Origin of the sequence: Cyclobacterium roseum (genome assembly GCF_010119225.1) — a bacterium.
GTDB lineage: Bacteria > Bacteroidota > Bacteroidia > Cytophagales > Cyclobacteriaceae > Cyclobacterium > Cyclobacterium roseum.
In genome coordinates, this window is sequence record NZ_WNKF01000005.1 from 154,976 (window position 1) to 172,925 (window position 17,950).

Annotated in this window: 10 protein-coding genes; 6 read left to right on the forward strand and 4 right to left on the reverse strand. The window is 44.3% G+C overall.

Annotation, left to right across the window (positions count from 1 at the left end; genetic code table 11):
* Positions 1-2,583: a malectin domain-containing carbohydrate-binding protein gene (locus GJQ68_RS09335; RefSeq protein WP_162417035.1), complete on the reverse strand. Its 2,583-nt coding sequence runs from the start codon at positions 2,581-2,583 to the stop codon at positions 1-3.
* 555 nt (positions 2,584-3,138) lie between these two features.
* Between GJQ68_RS09335 and GJQ68_RS09340 the strand changes: the two genes are divergently transcribed.
* The 5 genes from GJQ68_RS09340 to GJQ68_RS09360 all read left to right on the forward strand — a co-directional run bounded on the left by GJQ68_RS09340 (position 3,139) and on the right by GJQ68_RS09360 (position 8,398).
* Positions 3,139-4,137 (forward strand): 3-oxoacyl-ACP synthase III family protein, encoded by a 999-nt coding sequence (locus GJQ68_RS09340; protein ID WP_162417036.1) that lies wholly within the window; start codon positions 3,139-3,141, stop codon positions 4,135-4,137.
* A 10-nt stretch (positions 4,138-4,147) separates the two neighbouring features.
* Positions 4,148-4,726 carry a hypothetical protein gene (locus tag GJQ68_RS09345; protein ID WP_162417037.1) on the forward strand — a complete coding sequence of 193 codons (579 nt, stop codon included), beginning with the start codon at positions 4,148-4,150 and terminating at the stop codon, positions 4,724-4,726.
* Between the two features lie 243 nt (positions 4,727-4,969).
* Positions 4,970-6,553, forward strand: a complete 1,584-nt coding sequence (locus GJQ68_RS09350) for a toxin-antitoxin system YwqK family antitoxin (RefSeq protein ID WP_162417038.1) — start codon at positions 4,970-4,972, stop codon at positions 6,551-6,553.
* Positions 6,554-6,600: 47 nt separating this feature from the next.
* Complete coding sequence (locus GJQ68_RS09355) at positions 6,601-6,768, forward strand: Lacal_2735 family protein (protein WP_162417039.1); 168 nt, start codon at positions 6,601-6,603, stop codon at positions 6,766-6,768.
* A gap of 157 nt (positions 6,769-6,925) precedes the next feature.
* Positions 6,926-8,398, forward strand: coding sequence for a DUF6600 domain-containing protein (locus GJQ68_RS09360; protein WP_162417040.1), 1,473 nt, complete (start codon positions 6,926-6,928; stop codon positions 8,396-8,398).
* A gap of 62 nt (positions 8,399-8,460) precedes the next feature.
* On the opposite strand, the gene GJQ68_RS09365 is transcribed toward GJQ68_RS09360, so the two are convergent.
* Positions 8,461-9,387 carry a sugar phosphate isomerase/epimerase family protein gene (locus GJQ68_RS09365; RefSeq protein ID WP_162417041.1) on the reverse strand — a complete coding sequence of 309 codons (927 nt, stop codon included), beginning with the start codon at positions 9,385-9,387 and terminating at the stop codon, positions 8,461-8,463.
* A 190-nt stretch (positions 9,388-9,577) separates the two neighbouring features.
* Positions 9,578-11,209, reverse strand: a complete 1,632-nt coding sequence (locus GJQ68_RS09370) for an Ig-like domain-containing protein (protein ID WP_162417042.1) — start codon at positions 11,207-11,209, stop codon at positions 9,578-9,580.
* A 197-nt stretch (positions 11,210-11,406) separates the two neighbouring features.
* On the opposite strand from GJQ68_RS09370, the gene GJQ68_RS09375 reads away from it, so the two are divergent.
* On the forward strand, positions 11,407-12,930 hold the full coding sequence (locus tag GJQ68_RS09375) for a hypothetical protein (RefSeq protein WP_162417043.1): 1,524 nt from the start codon (positions 11,407-11,409) through the stop codon (positions 12,928-12,930).
* On the opposite strand, the gene porU2 is transcribed toward GJQ68_RS09375, so the two are convergent.
* The gene (gene porU2, locus GJQ68_RS09380; RefSeq protein WP_235941255.1) at positions 12,919-17,949 is read right to left on the reverse strand and encodes a putative type IX secretion system sortase PorU2; all 5,031 of its coding nucleotides are present in this window, start codon (positions 17,947-17,949) and stop codon (positions 12,919-12,921) included. The two genes, GJQ68_RS09375 and porU2, sit on opposite strands and share 12 nt — an antisense overlap.
* Position 17,950: the final 1 nt, after the last annotated feature.

Below are 17,950 nucleotides of genomic sequence, written 5' to 3' on the forward strand. Positions count from 1 at the left end.
TTATGATATTATCATAAATCGCAAACGCTCCACTGAATTATCCCATTTTACAATACTTATTAGGTAAATCCCTTCTTGAAACCCTGCCAAGGGTAAACAATAACGATCGTTTTCTTTTTGAAGATTTACCGGATTAATTTGGGACAACAAATTCCCCAAACTATCGTGAATCAGAAATTGCTTAAAATTTCCGGAATTCCCTTCCAGGTAGATCCGGTCCACTGCCGGATTAGGATAAAGAGACACCAGCACTTCCGAATTGCCATCTATATTCCCTTCATTTAAGTCCAAGACGTTGATTTCACCAGGCTTCATTCGGAGACTTGAACCGGAAGCGTAAGCAACACTGGCTATCGATAGACCCGAAAGCGTTGCTCTGTTGGCAGATGCTTTCAATTCAAGCTCCAATACCCCATCTTTTACCTCCACTTCCTCAAAAACCAATTCCAAAGGCTTGTTATTATTTTCTAGAAAAAGGTCCAATCCATCCTTAACTACTTTTCCCTCGATAGATATACTAAACACTCTTTTACCAGCACTTGCTTCAGGACCTCTTTTTCCGTACCAAAGTTCGTTGTGATAGGTTTTGACTACATACCTCCCGTTCGGAATGGGGATTTTATAGGTAAGATTAAGTCCATGTCGCTCCGTTTGAAACAAAGCATCCTTACCAGCTGATTTGTATTCATAGGTAGTTTGAGAATTAAAATTGTCAAAAGAGCCAATTTCTCCTGCAAATTCAGTAGTTCCAAAAACCACGGATTCAGTAGATCCGGTATTTAATGCCATTTGAAACCTGTTCTCAACGGGCCCCGGTTTATCTTGCAAATCCTCCTGAGGGATGACTGACAGGCCTGAAAGGGTAGCTCTGTTTTTCGAAGCAAGCATTCGGATATCCAAGAACCCATCTACGACCTCTATGTCCTTGAAAACTTGTTTCATAGGTTTGTTATTACTTTCCGTATAAAGATCCAAATTCTCTTTAACAGTCTTTCCCTCCAGTTGAATGGTAAATACCCGCCGCCCATCACTTGCAGTAGGTCCTTTTTTTCCAAACCAGAGTTCATTATGATAGGTGACTACTGTATATGTTCCGTTTGCTACGGGAACCTTTAGTCTGAGGTCCGCTGAATTTCTTTCCTGTTGGTAAAGTTTTGTTTCGCTCGCCTCAGGATTACTATATGTATAAGATGTTCCGGAACTCAACTTTGAATCTGTTTCAGATGAAAAAACCATTCCTTCAAAAATTACAGGCTCTCTACTCCCGAAACTATAGTTGACCCCTGAAGCTAAAGGAGGACTCAATACTTCATCAGGAATAACTTCCGGCTGTTCCGCCACTTTCTCTTCCTTTGGTAGAACAATAAGACTTACCTCTTCGGATTGAGTAGCCGTTCCATTCGAATCCCAAATTTTTGCTTTTACTTGATAGGTTCCCTCTGAGAGATTAGAAAAGGTGTGGTCAAAAGGGGCGGTTTTGGAGACTCCCGCCCAGCTTCCGTTGGTAAAAAATTCTACCTGCTCAACTTCAAGGCTAGCGTCTGTCGCCACTATTGTTTCAATCTTTACACTTTCGCCTTCCGTTAAGGTAAAATCATTTTCCGGTGCCAAGATTGACACATGAGGTTCTTCCAGTGGAGCGGGTTCATTTGACTCTTTGGGTTCACCTGGAAGGTGTATGGACAAGTCGTCTAAATAAATGTCGGTAACGGCAGGAAAGGTCTTATCGGCATAAGCATTAATACTGTACATATTGATGTCAACCTCCGGCCGCAGCGTATTGCGAAACTTCGTATCGATAATTAATAGGTCGTCCTGCCAAACCAATATGCGTCCTTTATCCCCCCTGTCCTGAATGATTCGCATCTGTATCTTTACCCATTTCCCTACAGGAAGATCCATTCCCTCCGGTGCTCTCCAAATAACATCCGGATCGCTTCCCCAAAATTTCTGAAGGTCAGCAAGGCTCAAATAATTGGCTCCTCCACTACCGGCACCCCCACGGACCTCAAGCCCGAGAACAAAATGGGGGAGATTGATCTGGTCCGGACCGGTACCCGCACCTCCGGGAGCAAATTTTACTCCTTTCGTTTGAATCAAATTAAACCAATTATTATTCCGGTCAAAGTCAATCCGATTCGAAAAGTAAACGTATTGGGTGAAAATTAAATCTTTATGATCCGCAATCTCACTCCAACGATAATTTCTTGTAGCATGCCCTCCCCCATTTGTGGTATTTATGGACATCTTCAATGAATGTTTTCCAGATCTTGCGACCTCCGAACTAACATAACTATCTCCTTTATTGCTGTTAAATTCTCCGCCGCCACCATTTAAAAACCACTCCGACTGGGTACCATCTTCATGGCCAGCACTCCAAAGTTGCTCTCCCAGGTTGATATTCGGTACAGAATCCTGGTGAAGTAAATTAAAACTAAGTTTATTTATATTTACATAACTATTTATTCTAACAGTACTAGTTCCATATACTGCTGTAACTAAAAACATTAAAAAAGCGAATCCTACTACCTTTTTAATCGACCCTTTTTCGGGGCTTTTTGACCCTTTTGCTGTTTCATTCATTTTATTTTATCTTTTGGTTGGTTTCTATTCTTTTTACAAAAAAGGTGTTGCTCTATTGCTTTGTGTACTTTGTATAAATAAATATTATATTTTGTATTTCATACACATTAATATCAAATACAAACTTTTAAACTACCATGAGTTAAATAAACAATATATTATTTCTAATTCCAATAAAACCCCGATAATTAATTATTTTAAACCTAAGGCTTTTTCTTTCGCTTTTATGAAAAATTATAAAATTCAATTTTCACTAAATGAATCTCAAAAACACAATTAAAATTATTTACGTCTTCGAATGATATCAATTGAAACCAAAAAGCCCCAAGGGTGATTTAAGCTGCATTGGCAAAAATTGAAATCCATAATCGATGCCAAAATTGATTTTTAATAATAATTTACCCTACTTGCCAAAAAAAATACCCCAATAACACCATGAAATCGAGCATGCCTGGCAGACAGGCATGACGCAATCGACACCCAGAGGGATGATTGTAAGCCATGCAACATTCTCCCGACTAGTCGGGGTGGCCATTAAAAATCAATTATAAACACATGAAAAACTCCCTAATAGCCGGGGCCGGACACTACCTGCCGGAACGAATCGTCACGAACGATGAACTTTCCACCCTTATGAATACCAATGATGCCTGGATCGTGGAGCGTACCGGAATCAAGGAAAGAAGGTGGTTTACCCCTGGTAAAGATACCGTTACCAGCATGGCCAAACAGGCATCCGAAATGGCCATCAAAAATGCCGGAGTAAAAACCTCCGAAATTGATTTTATCATTTTTGCTACCATCACCCCCGACTACTTTATTCCCGGCAATGGCGTCTTGCTTCAACGGGAGTTGGGACTACAAGGGATCGGAGCACTCGATGTCCGTAACGCCTGCTCTGGATTCGTTTACGCCCTCTCCATCGCCGACCAATACATCAAAACCGGTATGTATCAAAACATCCTGGTGGTGGGAGCAGAAATACAGTCCTCAGCCCTGGACAAAAGCGACGAAGGCAGGTCCAGCGCCGTCATATTTGCCGATGGTGCCGGTGCCGTGGTACTCCAGGCAACGGATGAGCCCAACCGGGGGATTCTTTCAACCCACCTCCATGCCGATGGTGATTATGCTGAAGAACTCTATGTAAAGGATCCCGGCAGCAGTAGAGAAGTCCGGATTTCAGAGGACTTAATCCATTCCGGTTCGTTCAACTTAAAAATGAATGGCAATGCCGTTTTCAAACATGCTGTTGTCCGCTTTGATGAGGTGATCCGGGAAGCACTCGCAGCTCATCAATTGGGTCCGGAAAATCTGGATCTACTCATTCCTCACCAGGCCAACTTGCGGATCAGCCAGTTTGTTCAGGCCAAGCTCGGCTTGGAAGACGAGCAGGTATTTAATAACATCATGCATTACGGAAATACGACCGCAGCCACCATTCCAGTGGCAATTTCGGAAGCATTAGAACAACAAAGGATTAGCCCTAACGATCTGGTCTGTCTCGCCGCTTTCGGCAGTGGCTTTTCCTGGGCTTCCGCATTGATCAGGTGGTAAAAAATAGCTTATGAACCCTACCCATTCCGAATTACTTTCCATCACCCGGGACCGACAACTTTTCGAAAAAATAAGTGCTGCAAAAAGGCTCATCGTCAGTATTTTTTCTGACGTGGGCAATCAACTCGCAAGCGTCGACCTCAGAGAAGTGCATGCCAGGGAAAAAGGCATCAAAATTAGTAAGGGCAACGAATTGCGACAGTGTCCCTATCAGGTTTTAGATATTGTCAGAGATTTTGACATGGATAAAGGTCTCAATATTCGAATTTTGCATTGGTGGGGTCGAGGGATGTTTCTGTTCCTGTTTTTTGGTAAAAACCATCCGGCCTTAAAAAACCTCTTTGCCAAAAAAAGAAACTTGGATGAATTTTCGGTTTGCCTGACGGACCGATGGGATTACAGCGAAATCATCGATCATCGAAAAAATAGAAATGTCAATTCGCTAAACCTTGATAATCACCTACAATTTTTTGCCCACCTGCAATTGGTAAAACCCATTTCCGTGGGGGAAACCGAAGCGCTAACCGATACAATTCTGGCAGAGATCATCACCTTACTTTCTCTAATTGGAAGCGCACAAGAAAAGTAAATCCAACCTCCCCAGGAAATTTATTGAAAGAAAAAAAATAAAATAAACCAAACTTTTGCCAAGCTAAATAAAGTTTTTTAACTATATAATGTAAATTGGAACCAATATTAGGCGCAATCCGTAAGACCATATTAAATTAGTAAACAAACCCATGAAATCAAGCATGACACAAGCGACCCGCAGAGGGATGATTATCAAACATGCGAGATTCCATTTGACCGCTAAGAAGCAAATTATAGACAAATGAAATACGTAATTGCCGGTCTCCTGACTTTCTTTTTTTTGGATTTTGCTTTTGGACAAGGCCAGGTTGTAAACCTGTACAACAAGGACTCCACCCTCATGGGAAACGGAGTAATGGCAAACAACAAGATGGATGGACTTTGGAAGTTTATCAATCCAAAAACAAATACACTTATTCAACAGGGAACCTTCGATAATGGTGTAAAAGATGGCCAATGGATAAGCTATTATTCCAATCAACAAAAGCGCATTATCGCCGAGTATAAGGACAACCGACTAAATGGTGCTTTTCAGGAATTTGATCTTGGAGGAGCTCTGGTAAAAGAAGCCGTGTATCAGGACAGTGTGCTAATCGGCCCCTACAAGGAGTATTACGGCAATCAATCCCGATCAGGATATGCCAACCCGAAACAGGTAAAAACCGAAGGAAACTACGTAGATGGGAAAAGATCCGGAAATTGGGTTTTCTATTATGAAAATGGTGAAAAAGCGGTAGAAATAGCTTACAGCAAGGGGATCAAAGACGGGAGTTATAAGGAATATTCCCCTTATGGTGAGTTAATTGTCGAGGCAAACTACGAAAACGATCAACCTCAGGGTGATTTTAAAAGGTACTCCCCGTCTGGAAGGATTCAGGAGGAAGGAAAATACCAGGATGGAAAGAAAATAGGGGAATGGATCCAGTACTTTCCAGATACCAGAATCCTAGAATCTGAAAAAAACTATGACAGATCCGGAAATAAAACCGGAACCTGGACCTATTATTATGAAAACAGAAGGACCGCCCGGATCGAAAGGTATGAAAACGACATTCCGGTGGGACTTTGGGAAGAGTATTTTCCGGATAAATCAGTTTCCAAAAAGGTGAATTATGACCTGGGAGTACCGGTCGGCGACTATATTGAAAACCATAATAATGGAAGGCCATCGGTAAGAGGGCAGTATGAAAATGGGTTTCGCACCGGTATTTGGAAAAGTTACTACCCCGAAGGCAAATTGTATTCCATAGGCGCGTATAAAAATGACGTTAAGTCAGGGTTATGGAAGTACTTCAATAAAATTGGGATTTTAATTGCGGAAGGTAACTATCAGCTGGGAAATGAAGCCGGGCAGTGGTTTTATTACTATGATGGCGGTCAGCTGAAATCGGTAGGGAGCTATTTACTAGGCAAGGAAGACGGGGTGTGGGGACTTTTCTATGACAACAAGCAGCTCACACAGGAAGAGTCCTGGGAGTTTGGCAGGCTAATGAATGTCACGGAGTACAATTCTTATGACGGCTCTCAAACGCTGGACGCAGGCACACTTAAAGATGGAAATGGCACCCGGATAACCTATTATATCAATGGACAGAAAGAGTCTGAGGGGAACTACCAGTCTGGGAAACCAGACGGAACCTGGAAATATTATCATGACAATGGCAGGTTGGCATCCGAAGGGCAAATGGTAGAGGGGCAGAAGGAAGGAGCCTGGAAATACTATACCCGGTCAGGTAACCTGGAGGATATTCTAAACTTTAAGGAAGATGAGGTAGTCCCCGAAAACATGCCGGAAGAAAGTGATTTGTTCCAGGATTTTAATTAAATCCAAACAACCAGCTACCAATCCTGTTGTATAGTCAAAAAAAAGATATGTTTGGATTATTCAAAAAGAAAACAGAACTGGAAAAATTACAGGACAGCTACAAAAGCCTGTTAGAAAAAGCGCACAAGGCGTCTCATCAAGATCGCACCCTATCCGATAAATTAATGGCCGAAGCAGAGGAAGTAGCAAAGAAAATTGATTTATTGAAAAAATAGCTGTTTTAAATTACAGTATAACATTCTTTATTTATTCGTTTTACCACTTTATTTGTATTTAATATTCAAAAATCGAATTGTATTTTTGTTTTTTATCGATTTTGAAACATGGTACACTTATTGTCGTATTTAGATATACAACCAATTGTTAGGTGCCATGAAAACATACAAATTGAATTCATCCCGGCTAGAGAAAATCTCCTGGTACGCCTTTCTGCCCCTGTTGGTATTTATACTTGGGGTTACTAATGTAAGCCAGGCGGCTCCCGTAGCCGTTTCTTTTCAGGTATTTTATGACGAACTCAGTCCCTATGGAGATTGGGTGGAAGATCCACATTACGGATTTATATGGATACCTTACGCAGAAAGGAATTTCCAGCCCTACCGTACCAATGGCCATTGGGTGATGTCCACTTATGGCAACACCTGGGTCTCCAACTATGATTGGGGATGGGCACCTTTTCACTACGGTAGGTGGTTTTTCAGCGATTTTTATGGCTGGGCCTGGATTCCGGGCTACGAATGGGGTCCTGCCTGGGTCAATTGGAGATCCGGTAGAGGTTATTATGGATGGTTTCCATTGGGTCCCAGAACGCAATTTTATGCATCCGTCCATTATCCGGTTTATTCTCACTGGGTATTCGTGCCCAGAAGAAGGTTACTTAGCAGGAATATTTATCGGTATTACCTGCCCGGAAGAAATATAAATCTCATTTACAATCAAACGACGGTCATCAACAATACCTATGTCTATAATAACCAACGCTATGTCGCCGGACCTAGTAGAAGGGAATTGCAGCAGGTGACGCGTAGAAATGTACCTGTATTTGAAGTACGAGAAGAGCGAAGACCCGGAAGATCCGCTATCAGGAATAACAGCGTACGCCTTTACAGGCCTGAAGTTCAAAGGACACAGGCAAGCAATAGAAGTCAGGTATCTTCAAGACCAAAGAATTATATACCCTCCAGAGAGTATACTGCCCGCAGCAGTCAGCAAGTCAGGTCGGAAAGACGAATTACGCAACCCAGCAGTACTACTGGAAATAGAGTACGGTCAGAAGTGCTTCAGAATAATCCTATTCCGGATAGCCGCTCTGCCAATCGTTCCGTAAGTCCGTCTGCAAGATCGAGTGCGGCATTGGATCAAAGTAGGAGAACCGTTGCTCCAAACCGGTCAATGGACCCAAATAATCGGGTATCGGGTGCCAGTGAGGCAAACAGGAGGGTGCAAACATCTCCGGGAAACCGCAATGCGACCATCAATCGCCGGAATAACTCACCGGCATCCCAAGCGGTGCGGCCTACCCCCTCTTCGCCACGGGTGACGAGCAGACCTTCCTCCTCCACAGTGCAGCGACAGGCAAGAACATCCCCGCAACGGATGCAGTCGGGCAGCCCCTCCCAGGGAAGGGTAACTAAATCCACTCCCCGGACCAATACCTCCGTAAGGAGATCGGCTCCGGCCCCGGAAAGTAGGAATGTCAGGCGCAGCACGGCACCGAGCCCTACCAGAAGTTATCAAAATAATAGAAGGAGTGAATCACCCTCAAGGGTAGCACCCCAGACGCAAAGAACCCAAAGAAGTGCGCCATCAACCAGGAATCAACGTTCCCGGAGAGGTAATCGATAATATCTTTTTCAAAGAAGAAAAGGCGGCTGTTAACCGCCTTTTCTGTTTCATATTATTCCCTACTAAATAGATACTTGGTCGACAGCACCCTTCATCTTCATTAGTCCCGTTTTCGCTACCTCCAGCGGATCGTTTTTCCAATAAACCGGATTAAACAGCTCAAGAGAAAGGACTTTATCTCCCCCCATCCGTTTCAAATCAGCAATAATCCCCGGTAGGGGAGCTACTCCGTCACCGGGATAAATCCTATCCTTGTCTTGTTGTTGCTCTCTGGGGATATTAGCCGGGTAGTCATTCATGTGAAAAAGCTCTATGGCATTGCCATGAATCAATTTCAAACCTTCAAATCCCGAACCTCCACGAAATAAATGGTAGACATCAGGAAGCAATCGGGTATCCGGGTCATTGGCCACCGCCGCCACCATTAGCACCTGGCCCAAGTGGTGAAAAGGAGCAAATGCTCCCCAAAATTCCAATTGAGGCATCACTCCTGTCTTTCTTCCCAGGTTCAGCAAGGCCTTGTATTTTTTTCCAGCCAACATTAAATCAACAGGCGCTTCTGCGCCGATACCCGGCGCAGCTACTCGCTTACAACCAATTTCAGCCAGCATATTCATTTCCGCTTCCATTTGCTTAAAGCCCTGCTGACTTTTAGCTTCGTCTGTTGCCATCCACGGAGCAAACCCAATCGCATTTTCTACCCGAAGCCCATTATCCTGAATTAAACGCCGAAGTTCCGGCGGAGAATGCCCCTCAGCGAGATATTGCTTTACATCTTCTACCCAAACTTCTATACCATCGTAACCGGCTTCTCCTGCTAATTCTATGTATTTACGAAGTCCTGGCTTCTGTCCCCGGATCGTACTGGTATTCAGACAATAACTAAATTTAGCTATTTCAGCTGATTGGGAGAATGAAGTGGATGGGGCTAACGCCGCTACAGCGCCAAGCCCCAACCCTTTTAACAAATTTCTTCTACTGGTTTTCATATGTACTCGATTGGCAATTGGTGTTGAATGGATTGGAAAGCTGCCTTTCAGGCCTTTAAAACTACAAAATATTTCCACTAATTCAGCCTGGGTGGTTCGTCTAAACTCAAAACTTTTTGAATTTGAACATTTGTCCCCCGACCTTTACAAGGTAAATACCCTCCGGCAATGAGGCTATTTCAATCCGAACCTAACAGGGAACCGGTTTGTCAATGGACAGCAGCCCTGTGCGGTCATTGCCAGAAAGGTCTACAATTCGAATTTCACTTTCACAGAATTGCAATCCGTCTATCCTGATCTCAGTGGTAGCCGGATTGGGGTAGAGCAGTGGCCTCCTTTCCATAGGATTAAAAAGCTCGGCCGCCCAAATTTCAGAATAGCTTGATTGCCCATCCCGATCTACCTGATGTAGCCTGAAATACATCCTGCCAACCCCTTCAACCGGAAGAAAGTGGCTGTAGTGTACCTGTGTGGTCGCATCTCCCTTTCCATCCACCCGGTCGAGTACCTGCCACTTTTTCCCGTCAAAAGATGATTGGATGTCGTAATAAGAAGCGTTTATTTCATTTGCTGTTGCCCATTTTAATGCTACCCCCTTATTTTCTATTACATGACCATAAAAACGAACCCATTTCACCGGTAGGGTTACCTGATTCACTTCTATCGTTACAATCGCTTCATCACATTGCAAGCCACCCTCTCCGCAAATCTCGTAGGTAAACTGATCGGTTCCGAAAAATTCCGGGTCGGGAGTGTATTCGATCGCTCCGGTATCTGAATTGATGGATAGCGTCCCGTTTTGGGGGCCTGCCAATATACTTAGATAGGCGGGATCAAGGATTTCACCAGGCAAATCATTATCCAAAACAGTTAATACCACCGGTTCTTCCTGATTGGTAAATCCTTCGTCATTATTTGCTGCCACAATATCAAAAACACCCACTTTGTATGCGGCAAATGCGAGGTCACTGCTGCCATTTAAGCGATAGCGCAAACTTCTAACATCCTGGTAGTTTCCCATATTAATACCAAAGGATTCCAATTCCGCTACCCAAAGTCGGAGATCCCGGGAACTTTTGGTAAAGGCAGCAGAATTGCCATTCAATACATAAAAATCAGCTGACCATTGCCCCAAAATATCAATGGTAGTATGGTTGATACTTAACGAATTCCCTATTTGAATGCCATTTTCATCGGTAAGAAAAATTTCATCCAAAGTAGCACTAGGATCAGCAAACTGGGTCACTAGAATATCTGGAATACCATCGCTTATTTGGTCGGGATCAATGATCCCGGAAAAATCAAAAATCACATTGCCAGCCGCTATATTTGCGACTCCTGTGCCGTAGTCCAGCCCCTGAATCCCATCGGTAAGAAAGGTAGAAAGATTGGGCGGTACGGCAAATGGCGGTGGATCTGAAATGCCGCCATCTACCCCATCGTAAAGCTGCGCCAACCCAATATAAGTCCCTGAACTTTTTGGCTGAATATTTCTGACTGGAAAGGCCTGATAAATCTGTTCGGAATGGGGAACACCTTCAGACACCAATCGTCCATCATCCACACCGGTCGAATAGACCGTTCCTTGCCAGGTAAATCCCAGCAAATGATGTGAATCATCCGGCTGCACCGGATTATTAGCTCCTACTGCCGAGGTCCAATACCCATCAAAATCAGTATAAATACGCGTCGCTCCCCCGTAAGTTTGGCCGAAATTATCCGGTGGACTTACAAAAATGAACACTAGGAGATACCCAAAACCCCTGATTACTGAAAGATTTCGTTGAATAAATAAATTTATTAACTTGATCACAAAGACCATCGGTACCTTTTTTTATCTTCCCTTCCAACCAATGCATACAAAGAAGTGAATTTCTTATAAAAGAAATTGCTGATAATACCTTTATAGTACAATACTTATTTGAATTAGGATATAAATTTACGTAAAAAACAGGCAATATTCATAAATAAATTACATAAATTACAATCTGATAAAAGAAGGTTTCTTTTCGAGCGTAAATGAATGCAACCAGAAAACTCCTAATGGAAGAACGAGATACAGGAAAGCAAACGGCTCCCAAAAAAGAAAATAAATACCCTTTGACAGGACTTGCCGTACTGGTTAGTTTGTTGATGGGAGCATCCATGGTTAGTTTTTGGAAATTCGGATCCTACCTCAGCCCTGACACACTAAGTTATTTGCGAATTATCCATGGCTTCCCGAACCTGCTAACCTCTTTATCTCCTTTTTATCCTTTCCTGCTGGATCAGCCCCCCTTATCGTTTTTGCCGCTATTTGAAAAACTACTGATCCTAAATTTGATCGCGATCGGTTTATCCTTTTGGATGATTTATAAGATCGCCCTGCATGCCGGAAATAAATTTCCCTGGGTACTTTTGAGCTTCGGATTGAGCCTGTTGTCCTGGTGGTCCTTCCGGGTGTTAGGCAGTGCGCATGCAGATAGCCTGTTTTATGCGTTGTTGTTGATTTGGCTTTACTGGTTCATTTGGGGGGACCAGGACGAAAAATACTTTTTTCCAGCGATGGCTATCCTATCAGCACTATTGATCTGGGTGAAACTAAACGCCTTGTTTCTCATTCCTCTTTTGATCATCTGGACACTTATTTCCGGAAAAAAAGGATGGCTCCTGGTAGCACTCTCCTGTCTGATATCCTGGGCGGGTTACCAGTGGGCCATGCCGGAAAATATTCTACATTTTCATGTAACTCAGCCAGAGGCCAAGGGGATCGGGCCATCATTGTATCTCTTTTATGAAAACCTCGCCACCTGGATGCAGGTTACCCTGGGATTGTTTATTTCAGACACCCTGAGTCAATACATCCCCAGAGCACTGGCCTTTGCCCTGGGGGTCTGTTGGGCAGTATTTTTAGGGTTATTCCTGGTATTTCACCGACGAAAAATGGAAAACAAACTTTACCCCCTGCTGCTTTTTGGAGGTATATATTCCCTGTTTTTTATTGCCTTCCAGCAATGGACCGGATATAGGGAGGTCAATTCCCGGACTTTGTTTCCCTATTTGTTAGTAATTTCCTGGGCCTTATGGATTGTTCTCATCCGGGCCGAAAAAACGCAACTATTGCTCGTAATGGCCCTACTCATCGCTGGCCATACCTTTACCGGACACCTGCTACTTTGGAAAAGAGACAGCGTCGCCTCCCTGACCGAAGCAAGATCCTTTCATCACAGCAGCCTCAAAGACAAAATTGCCTCACTGCTTCCTCAGGAGCAGGCGGTCATTCGGACGGATTATCCTGAAAAACTCATGCTCTCATTTATGGATCGGGAGGTAATTCGTCTGGATCCTGCTTTCCGGTTCGTGGATGGAAAAAATGAGCCGCTAAGTGCTGCCGAAAGAAAAAAGGAAAAAGAAATGGCCTTGGCCTCTCTTATGGAAGGGAAAGAAATGTTGGTGATATTCAAACCAGATTCTTACTGGAAAAACGTTGCTGAAAACGACTCGGTATATGCCCTAATTGAAAAGGACGTACTCCTTTTGGTCGGGAGTAAGTTACCGCAGTAAATACATTTTCCCATATCCCTTTTTAAAGGCTCTATCTCCGGCACTTTCCCGTAGCTCCATAAATTGGCCGTTTTTCCTGACCAACACCCGGTAAATGTATACCCCGTTAGCTAACTGATCTCCAAACGCATCTTTTCCATCCCAGGCATAGGAGGAAATATTATTGCCAATGGTCACGGGTCCCAGCTCATCCTGAAAGATTTCCTTAACCACCTTTCCACTAATCGTCATGATCTGAATTTTTATCTCGTCCGGAATTTCAGATCCGGTGAGGGTAAATACAAATCGCACACTGCTGCTAAAGGGGTTGGGGTACGGATAAAAATGGGTAATCCGGCTTTCATTAATAACCTCAAAGTTTACCTCATAAGGCTCGGACCCGGCTTCATTACCCGATGCATCCGTCGCATTAATGCGAAGGGTATACCTCCCATCCTCCAGCGGGCCGGGTTGATATTCAATTTTAAAATCCGAATTCTCGGTGGCTTCAAACCACTTTACCTTCGGATTGCTGAAGGGGATTCTTTCAAAATCACAGGTTTCACAGGGTTTGCGTAGCCACAATTCCATACCAACCGTGTCCTGCTTCAATGAAATCTTATTTTCGTCCTTGACCAATGCGGAGATAATCACCGTGGGGGAAACAATGTCCCCGTTCATGATATACCTGCCATCAAAGCTAACGTCAAGAACAGGGTTTAAATCGTCCCCCTGAACCGTGAAAAAACCAGGCAAATCCAGCACATTGTTTCGGTAAAACTGCTCGGAAAAAATCCTCGGGTTGGCAAATACATTCAGGGAATTTTTGCCCGCTCTGCCTTTGGAATCAAAGGGTATGGTAAAGGTCGCCGCGGAATCAGCCTTTACAGCAGGAATTTTTTTGCTGCCCGTAACAATGGTACGTTGATCCTGGTTTTGATAGGTATAGGCAACGGTAATGGAATCCGGAAAATCGTGCTTCGAAATATTGACAAAATCGAATTCCAATTCGTCTTCTTCTCCCTCCCGAAGCAGCGATTCCGTTCGTCGGTCTTTCAAGACCAACACCCCCTCCGGAACTCCGGTATAATTCACCTGCCATTTGGACAGTTGCGGCAATTCATTCTCCTCCAGCTCTTCGAGCGCATACCTCAATCGGAGGAAGGGGTAATTTTCAGCATCAAAAACAGATAAATCCACCTCCTTTTGCTGAATATTTGAACGTAGGGACACTTCCCCGCCATCCGGAGTAACTCCCACTACGTCCAAACTACTAAATTCATTAGCTAGGAGGCCGTTTTCGTTGATTTCATTGAAAAAACTGACCCAATCCGAAGCCGGCCCAATCCGTGGTGAAAGAATTCTTCCGGAAGGAAAATAACCGGTAATGTCAGTCTCGAAGGTAATCACCTGAGACTCCCGGGGAGAAGTGGCTTCGGGATCAGGTACCACTTCAATGGCCTCCCCCGGGTCCATGCCTTTCCGGCCAAATAAAATGTATGGATCACCGGACTGTAAATTACGCAAGGTAGCTTCATTGGCCCCTAATTCTTTTAATTTAAGATAAGCCTCATCTGGCCAGTCTGAAAAAGTAACGTTCCCAACTGAAAAAATAATCACATAATCATCGGCCTTCATGCCATCCACAAAATCCAGCAGCATGGTCTGTCCCTCCCTGACGATATTCGCATTTCGAATACTTTGGATTACCTGAGGAACACGACCGCAGGACCTTGGATCCAGCACATCTATGGTAACCAACGGTACAGGCAAGTAGGGTTCAAGCGTTTGGTGGTCAAAAGCCATCAACCCCAGCGACCCATTCGGACAAAAGCGATTGAAGGTATCCAAAATATAGGAAACTCCGTTGAGCATGATTTGCGTATTTTCCACGCTATACCCCTCTGTTTCTCTTCCAAACGTAAACACATCGATATTCAATGCCGTCTCCTGAAACTGCCATTCCTTCTCCGACAAATTGAGGCGAATACGGTCCAGCTGATTTTGAGCAAATTGAGGAAGTTTTCGCTGGGTCCAGCCCTCCGGTCCCTTATCTATATAGGAAAAACTACTTTCATTCCAGGCATCATTTTCACCCTCTCTTGGGTTTAAAAATCGTGTTCGCCAATAAAAGGTAAGCGAGTCCTGAAGGGGCAGATCAGAAAATAGGTCTATTTCCCAGCTGGCGAGATTATCGGTAGTAATCCTCACCTCCCTTCTTTTAGGGCTGCTAAAGTTGGCAGCTGTATCCAATTGGATGACCATGTTCCGCTCTTCCCTGGCCAGACCCGGCATCTGGGCAATTAACTCCAGAGAGCGTTCGCTAACGATCCCATATTCCAGGGGAAATAAATTAAGCGTCCCACTCAAAGGAACAAAAAAGGATACCGAAACCGAATTGTTGGCATAGGTCAATTCCTCCAATTGGCGATCCTTATTCACAGACAGGGTAAATACATTATCCCCGAATGAATTGATCCCCCGGTTGGGAATGGTTAGAAATAAACTATCCTGTCTGAAAACAGGCTTTAAATTTTCGGTTTCCAGAGCCACCACCGAACCGTCCGGCAACCTCCTTTCGATATCCAGGGTCACCGAATCCAGGGATGCCCGCCCCAGATTTCGTACCAGCAGGGATAATTCCAGGGAATCGGAAAGGGAATTCAACGGGTCCCCTCCTACACCCTGAAGCTGAACTTCTTCCCGATAAAGGGCATAATCCGCTTTCTTTGCAGGAAACATTCGAACCGCAGGATCGCCCAGCATGATTATCTGGTTAGCATGTGACTGGTTTACCTCCGAATCACCGTATCGGGAATAAAGCAATTTTTCCGCTTCTATTTTTACCTTTCCCAAGCTTTGGTGGATCAGTGAAGAGTCAGCGAAGGCTTTGGCATAAAAGGACTCGCTATACCTTCTCAAATACACATCAATCCCAATATCGGCATGGGCAAGAAAATTAGAAGCCCCTCTTTCAGGTGTTACGATCCAGTCTTCCCCAAAGGTGTAAGCATCGCCATAGGCATTCCCTGCATCACAGCCATTCAATAATAAAACGGGGTATTTCCCCTGGTTTCGATAACCCATTTCATTGACGCTTACAAATCCAATGTCAATATCCGTCGTGGAAGGTGCTGCGTGACCAAAAAATGTTACCAGCCCAACCCCCTGGTTGATCTCATCCGAAATATTAATAAGCTCTGTGGTTGAATTGGACCGTTTTCGGACCGTTTCCACTTTTCCTCCCAGGTAAATATCTTCCGCTACTGCTTTAAACCCGTTTAGAAAATTAAAAAACCGTTCCAGTTCAAAGGCGGACCGTCCTCCACTGAGATGAATGAGGTTTTTTTGCCAGGGTTCGCTGACACCGAGGGCATCTTTTTCCTTGACCTTATCCAAATAGGCGGCCACGTCATCCGGAGTTTTTGCTGGAATACGGCCAATACCGATTTGTTGTTCCAGTGGGGCTTCAGGGTCCAGCCCTACCGCGTACCGATTGTCAGAATAGGGCAGGCCAAAAGCAGGTATCAATTCCTGAAATGCAAAAAGAGAAGGATTATTACGGTAAAAATACGTCTCTCCTCCTTGCCTCCGGGTATTGATCATTCCATAGGCTCTTCCTATTAATAGCAAGTATTCCGGATGAAAGCGGCCTTGGTAAACTTTCAAAAAATTGCGAATACCTAAGGGCGTTTTTTCTCCGTAAGAAAACTGATCGTATAACTCCTGGACGGTGACCGTCAAGGTATCAAAACCACCTCCGGCCGGAGTTGCCCGGTAGGAAGCGTAAGCCGTTACAGGGTCCCCATAATTGGCGGCAGGCCTCTTGAGAAGCTCGTGGGAGATGATCAGGTAGTTGGCATTTTGATCCAAAAAATTCCGGAACCGCACCCGTTGTAAAACATTAGGCTCTATGACCTGCTCCATCCGTTGAACCAAGACTTTGCCCGGCCTTCCGCTGACACCCGCCGGAAATTCCAACGTACTCCCCGATTGGGACAGTTCCAGTTTAACCGGGTTGTAAATATCCTCTATTTCATAAGCAACGTAATTATCATTTACACCGGATACACTTACCTTTTTTCCACCATCCTCAAAGCCAAAGAATTCCCTATCGAAATCACCCGGGTTTATCGCCGCCTGATAATTCACCCTTGCATAATTGATGGAAATGTTATCCACGGCATTGTTTTCTCCCAAAGAAGTAATACGGATAAATAAGTTTCCGTCCGGGGAAAAATCAGAAACCCGTAAATCCTCCTCAACAATCCTACTTTGAAAATCCGCGAAGCTATATTGACCCAATTCCCTCAATTCGTTGACTGAAGGGCCTACTTGTACCGACGATAAATGCGGGGTTTCGGATCTACCCAGTAAGCTTAGTTCCACCTTGGGAGTCCCCTGATCCACTACCCTTCCCAGGTCAGTAAACGCAATGGACCTACTCGAGCCCCTTGATAAGATAGCAGATGTCCATCCCTGTCCCTGATCATATACAGACAACCTTACCCCGGGAAAATAGATCCTCCCCATCGCATATTGCTCGGAAAACTGGATCAATTCGGATTTTTGGTACGAAGCCGCTTCCTCCCTACCGCCTTCCATTGAAATCTCGCCCATCCGGCTACCCATTTCTCCGGGAGAAATGGTTAAAAAGTAGGCAGTGGTATCGCTATAAGTGTTGTAATATGGATTTGGAATCCAGTCCGGGTTTTCGTACAACCCCTCATCCAGACTGGCATCATTTCGCCTGCCGATAAATTCCAGGTAATCAACCTGGTCAAAGCTTCCGTCGGATTCTCCCTGAATAGTTACTGCCACCTCTCTACCTCTATGAAACACCCGGATTTCTCTTGGGTCAATTGACGCTACCGGAATACCCGAAGCAGAAAGCGTGGTATAACTCAATCGGTACACCCCGTCGGTAGCCGTAGGTATTTTATAATAGTCCCGGTCATAATCAATCCATTGGTTGACCTGCCCCTGTACCAGAAAGGGTATGGAAATCAAACCTATAATCAAATAGCATTTTCTAATCACC

What these genes read in the sequence shown, in the direction of transcription:
- GJQ68_RS09375 (WP_162417043.1), top strand. Translation starts at nt 11,407, where the DNA reads ATGAATGCAACCAGAAAACTCCTAATGGAAGAACGAGATACAGGAAAG.
- GJQ68_RS09345 (WP_162417037.1), top strand. Translation starts at nt 4,148, where the DNA reads ATGAACCCTACCCATTCCGAATTACTTTCCATCACCCGGGACCGACAA.
- GJQ68_RS09360 (WP_162417040.1), top strand. Translation starts at nt 6,926, where the DNA reads ATGAAAACATACAAATTGAATTCATCCCGGCTAGAGAAAATCTCCTGG.
- GJQ68_RS09365 (WP_162417041.1), bottom strand. Translation starts at nt 9,387, where the DNA reads ATGAAAACCAGTAGAAGAAATTTGTTAAAAGGGTTGGGGCTTGGCGCT.
- GJQ68_RS09370 (WP_162417042.1), bottom strand. Translation starts at nt 11,209, where the DNA reads ATGGTCTTTGTGATCAAGTTAATAAATTTATTTATTCAACGAAATCTT.
- GJQ68_RS09355 (WP_162417039.1), top strand. Translation starts at nt 6,601, where the DNA reads ATGTTTGGATTATTCAAAAAGAAAACAGAACTGGAAAAATTACAGGAC.
- GJQ68_RS09350 (WP_162417038.1), top strand. Translation starts at nt 4,970, where the DNA reads ATGAAATACGTAATTGCCGGTCTCCTGACTTTCTTTTTTTTGGATTTT.
- GJQ68_RS09335 (WP_162417035.1), bottom strand. Translation starts at nt 2,583, where the DNA reads ATGAATGAAACAGCAAAAGGGTCAAAAAGCCCCGAAAAAGGGTCGATT.
- GJQ68_RS09340 (WP_162417036.1), top strand. Translation starts at nt 3,139, where the DNA reads ATGAAAAACTCCCTAATAGCCGGGGCCGGACACTACCTGCCGGAACGA.